This window comes from Alkalimonas amylolytica (genome assembly GCF_900107845.1).
In the GTDB taxonomy this organism is placed as follows: Bacteria; Pseudomonadota; Gammaproteobacteria; order Enterobacterales; family Alteromonadaceae; genus Alkalimonas; species Alkalimonas amylolytica.
Window position 1 is genome coordinate 444,196 of record NZ_FNRM01000002.1, and the last position, 19,126, is coordinate 463,321.

The 19,126-nt window shown below is 53.6% G+C and carries 15 protein-coding genes; 9 read left to right on the forward strand and 6 right to left on the reverse strand.

The window, feature by feature from the left end; genetic code table 11:
• The 3 genes from lpxK to BLW37_RS05505 are packed head-to-tail and all read right to left on the reverse strand — an operon-like array spanning position 1 to position 4,960.
• A complete protein-coding gene (gene lpxK, locus BLW37_RS05495; protein WP_091340776.1) occupies positions 1 to 963 on the reverse strand; it encodes a tetraacyldisaccharide 4'-kinase in 963 nt (320 codons plus the stop codon).
• Positions 960 to 2,714, reverse strand: a complete 1,755-nt coding sequence (gene msbA, locus BLW37_RS05500; protein ID WP_091340777.1) for a lipid A export permease/ATP-binding protein MsbA — start codon at positions 2,712 to 2,714, stop codon at positions 960 to 962. The genes lpxK and msbA overlap by 4 nt, the downstream gene beginning before the upstream one ends.
• 32 nt (positions 2,715 to 2,746) lie before the next feature.
• Positions 2,747 to 4,960 (reverse strand): DNA internalization-related competence protein ComEC/Rec2, encoded by a 2,214-nt coding sequence (locus tag BLW37_RS05505; protein ID WP_171907554.1) that lies wholly within the window; start codon positions 4,958 to 4,960, stop codon positions 2,747 to 2,749.
• Positions 4,961 to 5,024: 64 nt separating this feature from the next.
• On the opposite strand from BLW37_RS05505, the gene BLW37_RS05510 reads away from it, so the two are divergent.
• A complete protein-coding gene (locus BLW37_RS05510) occupies positions 5,025 to 5,546 on the forward strand; it encodes a DUF2062 domain-containing protein (protein ID WP_091340781.1) in 522 nt (173 codons plus the stop codon).
• A gap of 69 nt (positions 5,547 to 5,615) precedes the next feature.
• Here the strand turns inward: BLW37_RS05510 and BLW37_RS05515 are convergent, their stop codons facing one another.
• Genes BLW37_RS05515 through BLW37_RS05525 form a run of 3 tightly spaced genes read right to left on the reverse strand, consistent with a single transcriptional unit; the run spans position 5,616 to position 8,755 of the window.
• Complete coding sequence (locus BLW37_RS05515; RefSeq protein WP_091340783.1) at positions 5,616 to 6,869, reverse strand: lipoprotein-releasing ABC transporter permease subunit; 1,254 nt, start codon at positions 6,867 to 6,869, stop codon at positions 5,616 to 5,618.
• Positions 6,859 to 7,545: a lipoprotein-releasing ABC transporter ATP-binding protein LolD gene (gene lolD, locus BLW37_RS05520; protein WP_091340785.1), complete on the reverse strand. Its 687-nt coding sequence runs from the start codon at positions 7,543 to 7,545 to the stop codon at positions 6,859 to 6,861. Before lolD ends, BLW37_RS05515 begins: the two co-directional genes overlap by 11 nt.
• Positions 7,538 to 8,755 (reverse strand): lipoprotein-releasing ABC transporter permease subunit, encoded by a 1,218-nt coding sequence (locus BLW37_RS05525; protein WP_091340786.1) that lies wholly within the window; start codon positions 8,753 to 8,755, stop codon positions 7,538 to 7,540. Before BLW37_RS05525 ends, lolD begins: the two co-directional genes overlap by 8 nt.
• Positions 8,756 to 8,857: 102 nt before the next feature.
• Between BLW37_RS05525 and BLW37_RS05530 the strand changes: the two genes are divergently transcribed.
• From BLW37_RS05530 to BLW37_RS05565, 8 genes are all read left to right on the forward strand, one after another.
• A complete protein-coding gene (locus tag BLW37_RS05530; protein ID WP_091340788.1) occupies positions 8,858 to 9,463 on the forward strand; it encodes a PilZ domain-containing protein in 606 nt (201 codons plus the stop codon).
• A gap of 24 nt (positions 9,464 to 9,487) precedes the next feature.
• Complete coding sequence (locus BLW37_RS05535; RefSeq protein WP_091340790.1) at positions 9,488 to 10,540, forward strand: agmatine deiminase family protein; 1,053 nt, start codon at positions 9,488 to 9,490, stop codon at positions 10,538 to 10,540.
• 18 nt (positions 10,541 to 10,558) lie between these two features.
• A complete protein-coding gene (gene mfd / locus BLW37_RS05540) occupies positions 10,559 to 14,053 on the forward strand; it encodes a transcription-repair coupling factor (protein WP_091340793.1) in 3,495 nt (1,164 codons plus the stop codon).
• Positions 14,050 to 15,120 (forward strand): CsiV family protein, encoded by a 1,071-nt coding sequence (locus BLW37_RS05545; RefSeq protein ID WP_091340795.1) that lies wholly within the window; start codon positions 14,050 to 14,052, stop codon positions 15,118 to 15,120. The genes mfd and BLW37_RS05545 overlap by 4 nt, the downstream gene beginning before the upstream one ends.
• 146 nt (positions 15,121 to 15,266) lie before the next feature.
• The gene (locus tag BLW37_RS05550) at positions 15,267 to 15,566 is read left to right on the forward strand and encodes a hypothetical protein (protein WP_091340797.1); all 300 of its coding nucleotides are present in this window, start codon (positions 15,267 to 15,269) and stop codon (positions 15,564 to 15,566) included.
• Positions 15,567 to 15,668: 102 nt separating this feature from the next.
• Positions 15,669 to 16,604 carry a ribosome biogenesis GTPase YlqF gene (ylqF, locus tag BLW37_RS05555; protein ID WP_091340798.1) on the forward strand — a complete coding sequence of 312 codons (936 nt, stop codon included), beginning with the start codon at positions 15,669 to 15,671 and terminating at the stop codon, positions 16,602 to 16,604.
• Positions 16,605 to 16,628: 24 nt separating this feature from the next.
• Positions 16,629 to 17,960, forward strand: a complete 1,332-nt coding sequence (locus BLW37_RS05560) for a flippase (protein WP_245785624.1) — start codon at positions 16,629 to 16,631, stop codon at positions 17,958 to 17,960.
• Positions 17,957 to 19,117 (forward strand): polysaccharide pyruvyl transferase family protein, encoded by a 1,161-nt coding sequence (locus BLW37_RS05565; RefSeq protein ID WP_091340800.1) that lies wholly within the window; start codon positions 17,957 to 17,959, stop codon positions 19,115 to 19,117. Before BLW37_RS05560 ends, BLW37_RS05565 begins: the two co-directional genes overlap by 4 nt.
• Positions 19,118 to 19,126 lie beyond the last annotated feature (9 nt).

The window sequence follows — 19,126 nt, forward strand, 5'->3', positions numbered from 1 at the left end:
TTAGCTCCGGATGGCCGCCAGCAAGGCGGTTAATTGTCGTTCAATGTCAGGATCGGGTAACGCTTCTACCTGCAACTGATACCAGCCAGCTCTGGCAAAGGAACGGCATTTTACCGCATCTTTTTCCGTCATGAGAAGTGGCAATGGTAAGCCAGCCAGCTCCTGCTCGGTAAATGCGTGGTGGTCGGGGTAAAAAAAACGCTCCATCACTTGATAGCCGGCTGCCTGAGCTGTCAACTCAAAGCGGGCCGGATTGCCAATAGCCGCCAATAAATGCACCGGGCTGGCTGGAAGTGGCTGCTGATCCAGCAAAGCAGTGGCGGCGGTCACCTGCAAGTGCATTTGGCCTGAAGCCAGCGCATGCGGCCCGCTGTTGGCAATCACCAGATCAACCTGCTGCAAGCGACTGACTGGCTCGCGCAAAGGTCCGGCCGGCAGCAATAAAGCATTTCCAAGACCACGCTGACCATCAATCAGCACAATTTCCAGAGTGCGCTGCAACGTGTAATGCTGCAAGCCATCATCGCTGATGATCAAATCGCAGTCATGATGTGCTAATAAATAACGGCCAGCAGCCACCCGATCCGGACACACCACCACCGGGCAACCTGAGCGCAGGGCCAACAGTAAAGGCTCATCGCCCACGTCTTTGGCATCAGCTGCAGGCTGCACCAGGGTAGGTTGGCGAATATCAGCACCATAGCCACGGCTGATAATACCGGGCTTATAGCCTTGCTGTTGCAACCAATGGCAAAGCCAAAGCGTAAAAGGGGTTTTACCGGTTCCCCCCACACTGATATTGCCGACCACAATCACCGGGACCGGCAGCCGCTCACTTGCGAGCCAACCCCGCTTGTATGCCAAACGGCGCATGGCTGTAATGCCTGCAAACAGCCAGCTAAGCGGCCAAAGCAGCCAACACCACCAGGCTTTTTGGTACCAGCCGCGCTCCAGTGCATTCATGCCGGTTTGGAGCCAAACTGCAACTTGTACAACTGGGCATAGGCACCATCTTTCGCCAGCAAGCTCTGATGGTTGCCTCGCTCGATGATTTGCCCTTGCTCCATCACCAGGATCTGATCGGCATTTTCGATGGTAGACAGACGGTGCGCTATAACGATATTGGTTCGGCCTTTAAGCAGTTCATCCAATGCCGCCTGAATTTTACGTTCCGACTCGGTATCCAGCGCCGAGGTAGCTTCATCCAGGATCAACATCGGCGCCTGGCGCAGCAAGGCCCGGGCTATGGCAATGCGCTGACGCTGACCACCACTCAGTGATACGCCATTCTCCCCGATCAGCGTATTGAGACCCTCTTTCATCTGACTGGCAAACTCCAGCACATGGGCTTTCTCAGCAACCTCCAGCAACCGCTCCTCAGGAACCGGCTCAGCCAGGCCATACATAATATTGTTGGCGATGCTGTCGTTAAACAGGGTGACGTGTTGCGATACAATGGCCATCTGGGCTCGTAACGAGCTTAAAGTGCAACTTTTTATTGAAATATCATCCAGCAGGATGCGGCCCTTTTCAATTTCATAAAAGCGCGGCAACAAACTGGATATGGTGGTTTTACCGCTGCCGGAGCGCCCTACCAGCGCCAGGGTTTCACCGGGTTGCACTTCAAAACTGATGTCTTTGAGTACCTGCTTTTCTTCATGCCCAGGGTAGCTGAAATCGACATGATCAAAACGAATATGGCCGGAGATCCGCCCCAGCTCTTTGTTACCGGTATCTTGCTCTGGCAGCTGGTCCAATATTCTAAAGATGCTGGCAGCCGCTGTAAGGCCGCGCTGAAAATCACCGTTCACAGTAGTCAGTTGTTTTAATGGGCGCAATAACAGGGCCATCGACGTAATGATCGTGGCAAACTTACCCGCGGTCAGACTCTCCAGCATAGCAGGCTGACTGGCCAGGAAGATAACAAATGCCAGCGCAAACGAAGCGATTAACTGCACAACCCCGGTACTGATCGCTCTGGCGGCCTCCATTTTGACATCTTGCTGCCGGGTTGTATTGTTGACCTTGTCGAATCGTTTTTGCTCAATCGCCTGCCCGCCAAAAGACAAAATCACTTTGTGGCCATTGAGCATTTGTTCAGAACACGTTGTCACCTGCCCCATAGCCGTATTGATGTTTTGGCTTATTTGCCTGAAACGCTTTGAAACCGATTTAACTGTGATGGCGATCACCGGTGCAATCACTAAAAAAATCAGTGACAATTGCCAGCTGTTCCAAAACATGAGTGCAATCAGACCAACGACCGTTGCTCCATCGCGGATCAACACAATCAAGGCTTTATTGGTTGTTTGTTTAAGCTGCTCCGTTTCGTAAGTAATTTTCGAGATCAGGTCACCCGTCGAGTGTTTATCATGGAATGACACCGGCAAACGCATCATATGTTCGAACAGTTGTTGCCGCATATCTTTAACAATATGTGTGCCTACCCAGCTTAAACAGTAACTTGCCAGAAAATGGAAAATCCCCCTGAAGATAAACATCACGACGACAAATACAGGGGCATATTTTAAAAAATCTGGGTTTTTGCTATCGATGCCCTCATCAATAAAGTTTTTCACTTGCGAGATAAAGGTCACATCGACAGATGCATACCCAATCATGCTTAAAATAGCGACCACAAAGCCAAGACGATAAGGCTTTAAATAGCCAAGCAGACGCCTGGACGTTTTGTTTGAAACATCACTGATATGCAAATTTGTGTTCCTGTCTTATTGTTGTGCTTATTCTAGCGCCTAACAGGTGCCGGCACAGCCTCTGACTGCATAGAATCCAGCCAAAATGGGACCCGGTGGGCGCGTTTGCTATATATTTGCACAGAATCAGGGCCCATGGCTATCTGAATCGTGCCCTGGCGGGAGGTACTAAGCAGCGGGATTTGCAGGGCTTCCAACCGAGCAGTTACTCTGGGGGCAGGCCGGGCCACCCGCTCCGAGTGCGCATGGCTGCTTAACACCAGCTTGGGTTGTAGCTGCTGCAAATAGTCCAGGCTGGCGCTCTGATTGCGGCCATAACGCCCCAACAGCACAATATCAGCCTGCAACCCCGGGTAATCCTGCAACAAGCGCGCTTCATCTGCCGGTTGCATGGCCCCTGGCAATAAAATACGCCAGCCTGCAACATCCAACCACAATGCGCACGACGGCTGCTGCTCGTTGCCAACCGAGCTCCAGTCCTGCAACACCACCAACTCGGCATTAAAAAACTGCTGGGGCATGTTTGAGCAAGGCAGCGCCGCATGCGCTGTCGGTACATCGGTTACCACCTGCACGGTTGGATAGTACTGCCGCAGAACAGGCCAATGTCCCAGCACCTCGGCATGTTCATGGCTTAGTACCAAATAATGCAGCGCTCTCACCCCAACCTGATGCAAATAAGGCAATACCAACTGTTCGGTGGCACTGCCATGCCCCCAGGCTGGACCAGCATCATACAAGATGCCATGCTGGCGATACTGCAGCAATACCGCCTGCCCTTGCCCGACATCCAGCAAATGCAAACGCCAGTCTGGTTGTTGCTGGAGCAGGTACCAGGCCGGGAGACAGCTTAACGTGGCAAATAGCAGCATCAAGCGCTGACGCAGTAACACCAGCAAAAGCAAACTAACCGACATCACCAGCAACAGGGCCCAAGGCAGCTCTGGTAGTCGCCACCACAATTCGTGGTTTGAGGCAGCTACATTCAACCACCAAAGCAGCGGTGCAAACAACGCATCCACCCAGGGCCAAAGCCAGGCGGCCCATGCTGGCTGCACTGCCTGCAGACAGGCGGTGGCCAGTAATACCGGAATCGCGGCTAAGGAGCACCAGGGCACAAACAGCAGATTCGACAACAGTGCCAGCAAAGAGATGCCACCAAAAAACAACACCGTAAAGGGCATCATGCACAGCGTAAGAAACAAGTGAAAACCAACCAGTCGCTTGAGCTTAGCTAACCAACCTGCCCCCTGAGCTGGAAAGCGCCATAAGAAGATAAAAATCAGCCCGACGGCACCCACCGATAACCAAAACCCAGGGGTTAAGCTCCATAGTGGTTGAATCAGCAATAACAGTGCAACCAACAGCAACCAAAATCGATGATAACTTAAGCGCTGCCAGTGCCAGCTGTACAGCACCAGCAAGCACAAGCCAAGCAGTGCCCGCACGGTGGGAATGGCAAAGCCTGCGAGCCACGCATAAGTAGTTGCAGCAGCCAGCGCCAATACTAGCTTTGCCCGGTGTTGCCAGTGTGGTGGCAAGCCAAGCAAGCGTAGTGGCAGCAACAGATAACAACACCAGCCAAATACTAAACCAATATGCAAACCAGAGATCGCCAGTAAATGCCCCAGCGCAGCATGGCGCAGCCCCTGCCATTCACTGATCGAAAATTGCCGCTCCCCCAAAGTCAGAGCCAATAACAGGGATTGACTGGGCAGGCTATCGGTTGCCTGTTGCATAGCCGTAAAAGCACGTTGGCGTAACAGTGGCTGATTGCCAAGCAATACCGCCGGCTGATCGCTGCGGACACTGGCCCTGGCTAACTGTTGTTGCACCAGCGCCTGGCGCTCGGCCGAAAAACCGTCACGACTGGCCTGATCCCGTAGTGCATGTAACTGTACCGGCAGCTGCCAAATCTGACCGGCGTACAGCGGCTCTTTGGGTTGAAACCAATGCACCTGAACTTTGTAGCCAGTAGCTGGACCTTGCAATACGGTAAGTTCAAACTGACTGGAGCGTTCGTAGTGTCGTGGGATAGAGGTAATTCGACCTTCCAGTGAAGTCACTGGCGTCTGCAGCAAAGCCGTCACGGCTCGTTGATGACTAATCAGTCCCCAATGCCAACTGAGAAAATACAGCGCCAAACCAACACAAAACCAGCAGCGGCGCCAGCTGAAAAATGCTACACTGGCTAGCAACAACCAAAGCACAAAAAAAGGTGGCACTGCCGGTAAAAATAGCGACAATATGCAACCAAACAGTACTCCCAGCCCAAGTGCTACCATGTTTACTTTGAGTAAATGAGTTGTAATGCCAAAGAAGACTATTCGAAAATACCTGCCAAATCCAGAGGTAATTCGTCAAAGTAAGGCGCTGCAAATTTTCGGCACCCTGCTGCACGATGCCAATCTGTGGCATTTAAACCGCCGCTCGGCGCGCGGGGCTATTGCTATTGGCTTATTTTGGGCCTGGATGCCGATGCCATTTCAAATGGTCGCCTCGGCAGCAGTCGCCATACCCATGCGGGTGAATTTACCACTGGCCGTTGGCTGCGTCTGGTTGTCCAACCCATTGACCATGCCGGTGATGTTTTATCTTTGCTACCTGGTGGGCAGCGCCGTGCTGGCGGCACCGCTGGAGCCCTTTGCGTTCGAAGCCAGCATTGAATGGTTGGTCGGCAGTATGGCGACCATCGGCAAGCCCTTCTTGCTGGGCTGCCTGCTGATGGGCACGACCGCCAGTATCGTCGGTTACTTTTTAATTGACTGGCTTTGGGTACTGTCGATCAGGCGGGCGCAACGCGACCGCCGCAATGGCAATGGTATGAAGTAGTCTCCGTTCTGAAAGGCAGGCACCGACGCAGCCTACGGATGCTGTCTCAGGACAAAAACCAACCAAAACTTACTTCTGGCCCAACACCCGGGCCGGTTGCACCCGGCTGGCACGCCAGGCTGGGTACAAGGTAGCCAGCAGGCTTAAACTCAGGGCGATCAACACCGTCCAGACCAGGTCGCGCCATAAAAACAGCGATGGCACAAAATCGATAAAGTAAATGCTGGGGTCCAGGAAGCTTTTACCACTGACTTTGGACAGCAGATAAAACAGCGGCTCAATGTAACGACTGAGCAACCAGCCAATCAGGGCGCCGATACTGGTCCCCACCACACCATTGAGCCAACCCAGCCACATAAAGGTGCGGATCACCGCGCCTGGCGCCAGCCCCATGGTCAGTAAAATCGCGATATCCGATTCTTTCTCGCGTACCGCCATCACCAAGGTCGCGACGATATTAAAGCAAGCCACCGCGATCACCAGCGCCAGCACCAAATAAATGATGCTGCGTACCATTTGAATATCCTGATACAAATGCCCCTGAGTACGCATCCAGTCCTGCAGGTAAACATTCTCCATCGACAGCATGCCAAGCTCACGCGCGATTTGCGGTGCTGCAAACACATCATTGAGCTGAAAAGCAAAACCATGCACCGTCCCCTCGGGCATCGCCAACCAGCCCGCCAAGGCAGGCATGGCCACCCAGGCTTGCTGGTAATCCAACTGACCACCCACCTGAATAATGGCCGAGACCGTCAGCACCACCGTCTGGCTGCGGGCCAGTCGGCCATCGGGATTAAACTGCGGTAGCATCAACTGCAGCTGATCGCCAACTTTAACGCCAATGGCATCGGCTAAACCAAGCCCCAACACAATCTGATCATCCGCCAGACTAACCAAGGTGCCAGCCAGCAGATAACGGTCAAAATTGGTAATACCAAGCTCATCCGGCAGCAAAATGCCACGTACCGCCGCGCCTTTGACCTGCTGGCCCTGACGTAAAATGCCGTTGCTTTTGATGTAGGGTGCCGCTGCGCTCACTGCCGGGTGCCAGGATAAAGTTGTTAAGGTATCAGGCCAGTCGCTGAGCTGGCCTTCCATCGCATGCAGCTCAACGTGCGGGATCACCGCCAACAGCCGGTCTTTCAGTGCTTGCTCAAAACCATTCATCACTGACAGCGCCAAAATCAGCACCGCTACGCCAAGGCCAATACCGAGGGTCGAAGATGCCGAGATAAAGCGAATAAAAGCATTGCCAGAACGGGTACGCCGGTAGCGGCGCGCCAGTTGCCAGGACAACGATTGAAACAGCTTAGTGCGCATCGGACTGCTCCAGCAACCCATCCTGCATTTGATAAAAACGATCGCATTTAGCGGCCAATTGCTGATCATGCGTCACGATCACAAAGCTGGTGCCAAGTTGCTGATTCAGCTCACGCAATAACGCATAAATTGACTCGGCGGTGTGGTGATCCAGATTGCCGGTCGGCTCATCGGCCAGCACCAAGGCTGGCTTGGCTACCAGCGCCCTGGCAATAGCCACCCGCTGCCGCTCGCCGCCACTAAGCTCAGACGGCCGGTGACTGACACGGTGCGCCAAACCAACCCGCGCCAACATGGCTTGCGCAGCCTGCTCAGACTGCGCTGCCGATTCACCGCGAATACGCAGCGGCATGGCCACATTTTCCAGTGCAGTGAAATCCATCAGCAAATGGTGGAACTGGTAAATAAAACCCAGGTGCTGATTACGCAACTTTGCCTTGTCCCGCTCGGATGCTTTGGCCACATCCTGGCCCAGTAGCAGCAAACGGCCACTATCGGGCTGCTCCAATGTCCCCAGCAAATGCAACAAGGTACTTTTGCCCGAGCCAGAACTGCCGACAATGGCAACCATTGCGCCTGCTTCCAGTTCAATATCAACGCCATTGAGCACAGGCGTTTGATAGGCACCATCACGAAATGCTTTGACCAGTTGCTGGCCTTCTAACAGCTTATTCATCACGCAACACTTCCGCGGGTTGGATCTGCACTGCCCGCCAGGCCGGATACAGGACGGCCAGAAAGGTCAGCAGCAAGGCACTGCAGACAATCATAAGAATTTGTGAGCCTTTCATCACGACCGGCAACTCAACCCCACCGGCAATGTGCAAACCAAAGAACGCCAGCAAAGTATTGACCGAGCCACTGAGCAAAATACCGGCAATGGCCCCCAGTACAGCACCAATCACACCATTGCTCATGCCTTGCACGGCAAAGATGGTAAAAAGCTGATGATTCTGCATGCCCTGGGTTTTTAAAATGGCCACTTCAGCTTGTTTTTCCGTCACCATCATCACCAAAGCCGAGACAATGTTAAAGGCCGCCACGGCGACAATCAGCAGCAGCAGTAACCACATCATGGCTTTTTCCATCGCCACCGCAGCAAACAGCTTGCCATGACTTTGTCGCCAATCCTGAACCTGTGGGAAATACCCATCGCGGACCAATCGGTTCCCCATCGCTGGTGCTACAAAGGGATCCTGCAACTGAATACGCCATTGGACCGACTCAGCGCTGCCAGCGCCCGGCTGCTGCACCAGCCGCTGCAATTCTTCCAGTTTCACCACCGCCAGCACCTGATCCAGTTCAGAGCCGGTTTCCAGCACACCCACTACCTGGAACAGGCGTTGCCGGGGCATCCAGCCAAGCGGCGTGTAGCTACCGCCCTGCGCCAGCGATAATCGCAGCGAGTCACCCAGCCCTACTTCCAGCTCATCGGCTAACTCACGGCCAAGCACAATCGGAAAACGCTGCTGCGCCAATTGCTGCCACTGGCCCCGCACCAGGCTTTGCGCCATAAAATCAGGCAGTTGCTCGGTATCCACCCCCTGCAGCTGTACCGGCATCAATTGTCTTGGCGATTGCACCAGGGCTTCAGCCTGTATAAAAGGACTGATCTGAACAATACCGGGGTAACGCTCCGACAGCTCGCTTTGCCAGTTGGCTGGCGTCTGCGCCACCGGCTGCACAATCAAGTGCGGTAATACACCTAAGATGCGTTTTTTTAATTCGGCTTCAAAACCGTTCATTACCGAGCTGACAAGCGTCAACGCCATCACACCGAGAAAAATCCCGGCGATGGAAAACAACGTCATGAACGATATAATCGCATTTCCTTTGCGGCTCTGGCTGTAACGCAGGCCGATCCACAAGCTGACTGGTAGCTGCATAGACGGTATCGGATCTTCAGGACAATTTAGTCGTAAAGTGGTAAAGTGACCGACATAGTAGCAGACAAATCCTTGTTCAGCATCCGCAAAACAGGCGACCGCATGGAACCAGCACAATTAGCCAGGCTTAAAGAAGACTTTGCCGATTATTTTCAGATAGAGCACAGCATTGCCATCAATGCCCAGCCCTATAGCGGCGATGGCGATGCCCTGACCGAAGACGATTATCTGGCTCTGATGCCAGAGCCCTTTCGTCTGGCCAGTGAAATGGTGCAACTAAACAGCAGTTCGATCCGTAATCTATCCCGCTTAGGCGATGCCGCCGACGAACTCAGCCGCTACCTGCAGCAGTTGGCGAAAAAAGTCGATATGATGATGCATTATATTTTGCAGCAACAGGATCAAGCCGAACATCGCTACCATACGGTCAGTTATGGTGGCTCCGGTCTTTGTCTTCGCAGCAAACACGCTTTGCCAGAAGGTGAATGGCTGCAGCTGAAAATATTCCTGGCGCACGGTGAAGGCGCGGTGTTTTGTTTGGGACAGGTGCTGGAGTCCAGGCCAATGACAGATAGCGGCGACTACCAAGTGGATGTGGTGTACCGCCATATTCGCGAGCTGGATCAGGAATTGATTGTGCGGGCCAGCCTGCACGAGCAAACCCGCCAACTGAAACTAAAAAAAGAACAACGCGACGCAAGTTACTAGTCGAAAACAAAGGAAAGAATCAAGGTGTCCGATTATACACTACCGGCTGAATGGGCCAAACAAGATGCCATTATGCTGACCTGGCCGCACGCCGCCACCGACTGGGCGCCGATGCTGGCTCAGGTTGAACAGGTGTATCGTGAGCTGCTAAAAGCAATTGCCAGCCGCCAGCAGCTTGTGATCATCTGCCACGATGCCAAAGTGCAACAACAGGTAGCAGCCATCATCGCGGAGTTGCAACTGCCTGCCGGGCGCATTCATCTGGTGCAGGCTCCCTGCAACGACACCTGGGCCCGAGATCACGGCCCTATTACCGTGCTGGATAAAAACGGCACCCCCTGTCTGCTGGATTTCACCTTTACCGCCTGGGGCGACAAATTCGACGCCAATCTTGATAACGACATCAATCAACAGCTGTTTCAGGCCGATTGCATTGCCGATATCCCCAAACGCAAAATTGAGCTGGTGCTGGAGGGCGGTGGCATTGAGTCCGATGGCAAAGGCAGTCTGCTGGTGACCAAAAAATGCCTGCTCAACCCCAACCGTAATCCACAGCTTAGCCAGGCCGAGATTGAACAGCAACTGTGCCAGCACCTGGGCATGCAACGGGTGCTGTGGCTGGAACATGGCTATCTGGCTGGCGATGATACCGACGCCCACATTGATACCCTGGTACGCTTTGCGCCTAACGACACCCTGGTGTATGTCAGCTGCGATGATCCGAAAGATGAACATTTTCGCGAGCTGCAAGCGATGGCATTTGAGTTGACCGATTTAAAAACTCTGGATGGCAAACCGTACCATCTGATCCCATTGCCCTGGCCGGCCGCCAAGTTCAGCGCCGACGGTGAGCGTCTGCCGGCCAGCTACGCCAACTATCTGATCTTGAATGATGCCGTGCTGGTACCGACCTACCACGACAGTCAGGATACCGTGGCGCTGGCACAAATTCAGCGTGCGTATCCGGATCATCAGGTGATAGGTGTGCATTGCCTGCCGCTGATCCATCAATACGGTAGCCTGCATTGCGTTAGCATGCAGCTCCCTGCCGGTGTGCTGAAAACCACTCAACCCTAAGAGACGAATGTCACCTGCATGATCACCTCGATTCTGAAGCGTTTGCCTGCCGTAAAAAAAGCCGGCGATCTAATCCACTGGGGCCAGCTGCTTGGTGCTGGTCTGCCGTTGCTGATCAGCGAACAAGCACAGCAACAGCCGGCCGTATACCTGCTGGTAGTGCCAGATACCCCGACCGCACTGCGGCTGGAGCAAGAGCTCAAAGTCTTTGCTGGCCCAGAACTGACCCTGCTGAGCTTACCGGACTGGGAAACCCTGCCGTACGATGTGTTCTCGCCGCATCAGGACATTATTTCGCAGCGGCTACGCACCCTGTACCAGTTGCCACGTCAGCAGCAGGCGATGGTGATCGTGCCGATCAGTACCTTGTTGTTGCGGGTTTGCAGCCCAGCCTATTTGAACCAGCACAGCCTGCTGGTGCAAACCGGCCAGCAACTGGATTTGGTGCAATTAAAGCAGCAACTGACCGCCGTTGGCTACCGGGCAGTAGAGCAAGTGATGGAGCATGGTGAGTTTTCTGCCCGCGGCTCTTTGCTGGATCTCTATCCGATGGGCAGTGCCTTGCCCTATCGCATCGACTTCTTTGACGATGAAATCGATGGTATCCGCTTGTTCGATCCGGACAGCCAGCGCACGCTGGATAAAGTCAGCCAGATAGAGCTGCTACCAGCCCATGAATTCCCGACCGATCAGGCCGCCATCGAGCGTTTTCGCAGCCAGTATCGTCAGCAGTTTACTGCCCGCACCGAGCCTGAGTCGCTGTACCAGCAAGTCAGTAAAGGGCTGTTCCCGGCCGGTATTGAGTATTATTTTCCGCTGTTTAGTGAAGCCACCGCAACTTTGTTCGATTACCTGCCAGCAGACACGGTGTGCCTGCTGCTTGGTGACTTGCAGCACAGCGCTGATAAATTCTGGCGCGAGCTGGGTAAACGCTTCCACGACAGAGGTGTCGATCCACTGCGGCCACTGCTGCCACCGGAGCAACTCTATCAGCCGGTCGATCAGCTGTTTAGCCAGTTAAAACGCTTCGGCCGCATTAAGTTAACACCTGCCTATCTGCCAGCCAAAGCCGGTACCGACAATGCTCCTTGCCAGTTGCTGCCAGATCTGAGCATAGCGCACCAACAAAAACAGCCGCTGCAATTGCTGAAAGACTTTTTATTAAAAATCAAACAACAGCAAGGTCAGGCCCTGTTTTGTGTGGAAAGTGAAGGCCGGCGTGAAAGCCTGTTGCAACTGCTTAAAACCATCCAAATCAGTCTGCCGCAGTTTGATAGCCTGGATGCCTTTATTGGCAGTAAACAGGATCTCGGCATTCTGGTGGGCCAGCTGGAACAAGGCGTATTGCTGGAGCTTGCTACACCACTGGCGCTGATTAGTGAAAACGAACTCTTTGGTCAGAAAATCAGCCAGCGCCGCCGGCAAAAACGTAGCCAGCAGGTGTCGGCCGATACCATTATCCGTAACCTGGCCGAGCTTAGCCCAGGCCAGCCGGTGGTGCACTTGCAGCATGGCATTGGCCGCTATCAGGGCCTGCAAGTGCTGGATGCTGGCGGCATCAGCGCTGAATTTGTCACCATCGAATACGCCGGGGGCAGCAAACTCTATGTACCGGTCGCCTCCTTGCACCTGCTTAGCCGTTACAGTGGCTCCGAGCCCGAGCATGCTCCCTGGCACAAGCTGGGCACCGACAGCTGGGAGCGGGCGCGTAAAAAAGCCGCTGAAAAAGTGCGGGATGTGGCGGCAGAATTGCTGGATATCTATGCCCAGCGGGCGCTGCAAACCGGCTACGCCTTTCAGTTGGATCAGGCCGAGTACGCAGCCTTTGCCGATAGCTTTCCGTTTGAAGAAACCGCCGATCAGGTCGATGCCATCGCTGCTGTTCTCAACGACATGCAACAACCCAAGGCCATGGACCGGCTGGTCTGCGGTGACGTTGGTTTTGGCAAAACCGAAGTGGCAATGCGAGCAGCCTTTGTGGCGGTACATGACCGCCATCAGGTGGCCATTTTGGTGCCCACCACTTTGCTGGCTCAACAGCATTACGAGAACTTCCGCGATCGCTTCGCCAACTGGCCGGTGCGGGTGGAGGTGATCTCCCGTTTTATCAGCCCGAAGCAACAGGCGCAAATCCTGGCCGATGCCGCCAATGGCAAAGTCGATATATTAATCGGCACCCACAAGTTGCTGCAGGATGACATCCGTTTTGCCAATCTGGGCCTGCTGATTGTCGATGAAGAGCACCGTTTTGGTGTGAAACAAAAAGATAAAATCAAAGCACTGCGCGCCAACATCGACATCTTAACCCTGACCGCCACGCCCATTCCGCGCACTTTGAATATGTCGCTGTCCGGCATGCGGGACTTGTCCATTATCGCCACGCCACCGGCCAAACGGCTGGCGGTGAAAACCTTTGTGCGGGAGTTTGACGATACCCTGATCCGTGAAGCTGTGCTTAGGGAAATCATGCGTGGTGGCCAGGTGTACTTTTTGCACAACGATGTTGCCACCATCGAAAATATGGCCGAAGAGCTGGCGGCTTTACTGCCGGAAGCGCGCATCGCCATCGCCCATGGCCAGATGCGCGAGCGTGATTTAGAACGCATCATGGCGGATTTTTACCATCAGCGCTTTAACCTGCTGCTGTGCTCAACCATCGTTGAGACCGGCATCGATGTGCCAACCGCCAACACCATGATCATCAACCGGGCCGATAAATTTGGCCTGGCGCAGTTGCATCAGCTCCGCGGCCGGGTTGGTCGCTCGCATCACCAGGCCTATACCTACCTGCTGACCCCACCGGTCAAGCGCTTAACACCCGATGCCGTTAAACGCTTGGATGCCATCGCCAGCCTGGAGGATTTAGGTGCTGGCTTTACCCTGGCCACGCACGATCTGGAAATCCGTGGTGCCGGCGAGCTGTTGGGTAGCGAACAAAGCGGCCAGATTGAATCGGTTGGTTTTAACCTGTACATGGATATGCTGGAGCAAGCGGTCGAAGCACTGAAAAGTGGCAAAGAACCATCGCTCGATCAACTGCTCAGCCAGCAAAGTGAAATCGAGCTGCGCATCCCGGCCCTGCTGCCGGAAGATTACATCCCGGATGTCAGCATGCGCTTATCCTTTTATAAAAAACTGGCTTCCGCCAAAAACGAACGGGAGCTGGATGAAGTTCAGGTCGAGTTAATCGATCGTTTTGGATTATTGCCCGATGCCAGTAAAAATCTGGTGGCACTCTCTACCTTTAAACTACAAGCTCAGGCACTTGGCATCAAACGCATTGAAGCCAGCGCCAAAGGCGGTATAGTAGAGTTTATGGAACAAACCAGGGTAGCTCCGGCTTACATCATTGAATTGATTCAAACCAAAAGCCGTGAATTTAAACTGGAAGGTGGTCAAAAACTGCGCTTTAGCAGTGAACTGACCGATAGCCAGGCCAGACTCAGCTACATTCAGCAGTTACTGGCCAATTTTGCCAGGGCTTGCCCTACTCTTCACATGGAGCCTGCATGAAACGGATCGGATTAGTCAGCATCATCGCCAGCCTGTGTCTGCTGAAGCCGCTGCTTGCCACAGAGATAGCACCAGAACGCGTTGTTGGTGGCGATCGCTGGTTTGAGGTCGAATTTATTCTGTTTCAGCGCACACCGGATGCCGGCCTGATTGAGTCTTTCGACAGCAGTCCCAAAGCCGCCAAACCGGCCCGCTTTTTTGATGTGCTCAAGCCCTTTTACCAGCCGGATATCCGGCCACTGCTGGGCCAGCTAGAGCTGTGCCAAAGCAGCAAGCCACAGCCAATAGCGCACCAGGCTGAACCTGACCTGGCCGATTACCTGCCCCGCTTTCAATGGCCTCACCACAACGCCCTCTGTGTGTTTGAGCCTCAGCCAAAGCTTTGGCAACAACCACTGTTTGCCAGCCCGGTAGTGATTGATACCCTGCCAATGCCCAGGGCACTGGCACTGACTCCATCCGGCCAGCGCCAACACCGCAATGCCCCTTATTTACTGGCCGCCGATGAATTGCAATTCGGCGATATTATTCAGCGCCTGCGCCGTCAGGGAGATGTGCAGTTACTGTTGCATGCCGGCTACCGGCAAGCTCCTGTCACCGAACGACGCAGCATCCCCAGTCGCTGGTATGCTGGCAGGGATTTACGGACCCAATCGTTTGAACGCAATCAATCAGCTGCAAGCAGTGACGTTCGACCGGGTCAAATCAGTTTACTGCAACCGAATCTACTAAAACGCATTGAGCAGCGTTACCAAGCGCTGGTTACCGACACGGCCGATAGTGACGAGCAAAGCATGCTGATCGATCTCACCATGCTGAATGAGCAGCAAAGCAGCGAGCCCTGGTGGCAGCTGGATGGCTTTATCCGTCTGCATTTGGATCATTATCTATTTGTGAATACCGATTTCGTGCTCAGCACCCTGGTCACAGAGCAACAACTGTTACCGCATCGCATCCAATTCAGTCGCCGGGTGATCAGCGGTGAAATGCATTACATCGACCACCCTAAGCTGGGTATGATTCTGCAAATACGGCGTTATCAGCCTCCAACTTCAGCTGAGCAATAGCTCAAAATTCAAGCGGACCCAGATTGACAACTGATTTACTTTCGGATAACCTGCATGGCATAACAAAACGTCACATTTTTGGCCTTACATTACTTTTTCTTGCCCTCTAGAATGAACGGACTTTTGAAAGTAACACTGGATGAAGCATGGAGCCACTAGAGTCACAACCGCAATTTTCTGCCTGGCAAATCGTGATCCTGTTGTTGCTGTTGTTGATGACGACAGTAGGACAGTCCATTTTGAGCTGGTTATTTCCCGGCATGCAACAGCTTTTAAACAACGCCATCATGCAAGTGCTGGTACCATTATCCTGTCTTGGACTTATCGTTATTTTGTTTGAGCAATGGGGTGTGATTAAGCTGAAGCCTTACCTAATGAACTCTGGTCTGACATTACCATTGTTGGCTAGCTTTGCCCTGCTCTACCCGCTGCTTTCCTATTTTTAAATTTTTTAGTGCTTTTGCTGCTGTCAACGGCATGCTTGGTTTTGCCTGCTCACTATATCCAGTATACTGACTCATTCTGTTTTTGAGCGAACTCATCCTGCTATGTCAATTAACTGGTTCCCGGGCCATATGCACAAAGCCCGTAAAGAAATCGCCGAGGTGATGCCTCAGGTCGATATCATTATTGAAATGCTGGATGCCCGCATCCCCTACTCCAGTGAAAATCCTTTGGTCAGCCAGCTACGAAAAGATACACCTTGCATCAAGGTGCTGAATAAAGCCGATTTGGCCGATCCGAGCCGCACCGAACTCTGGGTAACGCATCTGGAACAAGAGCGTGGTATTCGTGCTCTGCCAACCTGCCAACAAGAACCCCAGGCTATTAAGCGCTTGCTGGATTTATGCGAGCAATTATTGCCAGAACGCAACCTGGCTTTAAAAGGTGCCCGCGCCATGATCATGGGCATTCCGAATGTCGGCAAATCGACCTTTATCAATATCCTGGCTGGGCGCACCATCGCCAAGACCGGCAACGAAGCTGGCGTCACCAAAAGCCAGCAACGTATCAAGCTGGAACAAAACGTGGTGCTCACCGATACGCCGGGCTTCCTCTGGCCTAAACTGAGCCCGGCCAGCTGTGGTTACCGGCTGGCCATTACCGGCGCCATCAAAGACACCGCTTTTGACTACGCCGATATTGCGCTCTTTGCCGCCGATTTTTTGCTGGAGCATTACCCGGAAGCACTCAAACAACGCTATGCGCTCGATGAATTACCACAGCAAGGTCTGGAACTGATGGATTGCATCGGTGCCAAACGAGGTTGTATGCGCAAAGGAGGCGTGGTCGACCTGCAAAAAGCCGGCACTATTTTGATTGGCGACTTACGCACCGGCCAGCTCGGTCCGCTCACGCTGGAAACACCGGACATGATTGCCGTGGAATGCCAGCAGGCTGAGCAAGAAGCCGCAATCAAAGCCAAAGAGAAAGCTGAGCGCGAAAAAATACGCCAACAACGCGCCAAAAAGAAGTATCGCTAATAACCCGGGACGGTACCTTTTATCATGCTCGCCACATTAACCAAACTGCTGAAAGCCCGTGCTGTTGTGATGCTGGCCGATAAGATGGTCAAGCTTATCGCAGGCGCCGTGCTGACCATTTTACTGGCTCGCATGCTCGGTGCTGCCGAGCTCGGTATCTTTGCCATTGTGATGGCCTGGAGTGCCTTTCTGGTGCCTATTGGTAGCATGGGCCTGAATAACATCGTAGTGCGGCGCATGCAGCAGCAGCCGTCGGGTGCAGCCGCCATGTCCTTGCTTTATACTGCGGTTGCTCTGCGGCTCGGAACTGCTTTACTGGCGGCGATGCTGGCTATTGGCCTGTTCTGGTGGTTTTACCCCGAGCTGATGCAAGGCCATACAGGGCTGGCTGTCCCCATGCTGTTTGTGTTGCAGAGCTTTTTTGGCTTGCTGCTGTTTGAATTTTACCTGCACTATCAGGGGACATTTCGCAGCCTGGCGCTGGTCAAAATAGCCATTACCTGCCTGAGCTTTGCAGCCAAGTTGTTGTTATTACTAAGCGGCTATGGCATCGCCAGTTTGCTCTGGATGACCGCTTTGGAGTTTCTGCTGGTCGGCCTCAGCCAGTATGGGCTTTATCGTCGTAGACAGCAGCCCTGGCAACAGAGTGAGCCGCTGTGGCCTGGCTTCTCCTGGCGGTTTGTGCGGTTGGAACAAGCCAAAGCGCTGCTGAAACGTTCCAGTTGGCTCTGGTTGTCTGGCATTGTCTCGGTGATTTATCTGAAGATTGATGTGGTGATGCTCGGCGCTATGGCGGGTGCGGAACAAGCAGGTCTCTATGCGGCGGCCAGTCGTCTGTCCGAGCTCTGGTACGTCTTCCCTGCGACGCTGGCAGCCCGCTACTACCCAGACATGCTCAAAGCCTACCAGCACAGCTGGCCGCGTTACCTGGCCCGGCTGCGCCGCTTTGCCGGGTTATTCCTTGGTGCCGCGCTGGTGATTGCCGTGCTGATGTCGCTGGCCGCCAGCTGGCTGGTGCCTACCTTATTCGGTGCAGACTTTGCCCCAGCCATCAGCGTGTTGCAAATTCATATCTGGGCCGGCTGCTTTATCTTTGTGCGTTACCTGATTAGCCAGCACCTGGTGATCACCGAACAAGAGCCATTGTCACTGCTGAGCCATGGCATCGCCGCCCTGCTTAATGTCGGGTTGAACTGGTGGCTTATTCCCATTATGGGCATTCAGGGCGCCGCTTGGGCCACCCTGATAGCCTATGCTTATGCCTCATTTTTCTTTTTATTCTTTTCAGCAACCACCCGCAAACAGCTCTGGCAAGTGCTTCGCCTGCCAGCGAAAGCGAACAAGGATCAATCATGAGCCACAAGCCCTACCGCATTGAAATCAAAGGCGTGCAGTTTCGCAACAAAGGCGCCTACCTGATGCTCTTGGCCTGTTTGCAAGGCCTGCAGCCAGTCAGAAATATGGAACTGGTACTGTCACCTGGCCCCAACCTGCCCTACCCGGAGCGGGCCCGCCTTGGTGCCTGGCAAAAGCTGGCTTTTCGCCGCAAATCACTGGATTTAACCGGCTGGATCAGCCGTCTGCCAGGGCCATGCATTCGTTTATTTAACCGCTATGGCATGGTAACAGAGCGGCAAGTCGATGCCGTGCTGGAAGCAAGCGGCTTTGCCTATGGCGACCAATGGCCACTGCAATTTCTGCAAAATACCGCCCGTGAAGTGGAACGCTTTGCCAAAGCAGGCAAACCTTTTATTTTTATGCCGCAGGCCTTTGGCCCTTTTAAAAGCGAGGCCAGCAAAACGGCCATGCGCACCATCATTCAGCATGCCCGGCTTATTTTCGTCCGCGATGCGGTATCAAAACAGCACCTGGAATCCTGCTTGTCGCCATTACCGGCCCATGTGATTCAATCGCCCGACTTCACCATAGGGCTGACACCCGAAGCAGTGCCAAAGGCAGACGCACCTTATGCGGCTTTGATCCCAAACAACAAAGTGATTTCACCTTTTCATCATGCCAATGCCAATCAGTTAAAAGATGATTACCTGGCGGCCTTTGTGCAGGCGGCAGAGCAACTGCATCAGGCTGGCTATCAAGTCAAATTAGTCAATCACGAAGGCAAAGAAGATGCCGAGCTCTGTCAGCATATCCAGGCCAGAGCACAGCATGCCGAAGTGATCGAAATGGAAGATCCGCTGGCGGTGAAAGCTTATATCGGCGGCGCCAGCCTGGTGGTCAGCTCACGCTTTCATGGTGCCATCAATGCGCTGAGTCAGGGCGTACCCTGCATTGCCACCAGCTGGAGCCATAAGTACCGTCAAATGATGCAGGATTTCGGTATGGAAGAGTATTGCATTGAAACCTTAACACCGGGTAGCCTGCAGCGAAGCATGACGCAACTACTGGCCAACCAGCAAGCCATCACTGCGCAGCTTAAGCAAACCAAAGAAGCCCTGCACCAGCAAAACCTGCAGATGTGGCAACGAATTTATCAGCAGTTACCGGTCAACTGATCAGTAACT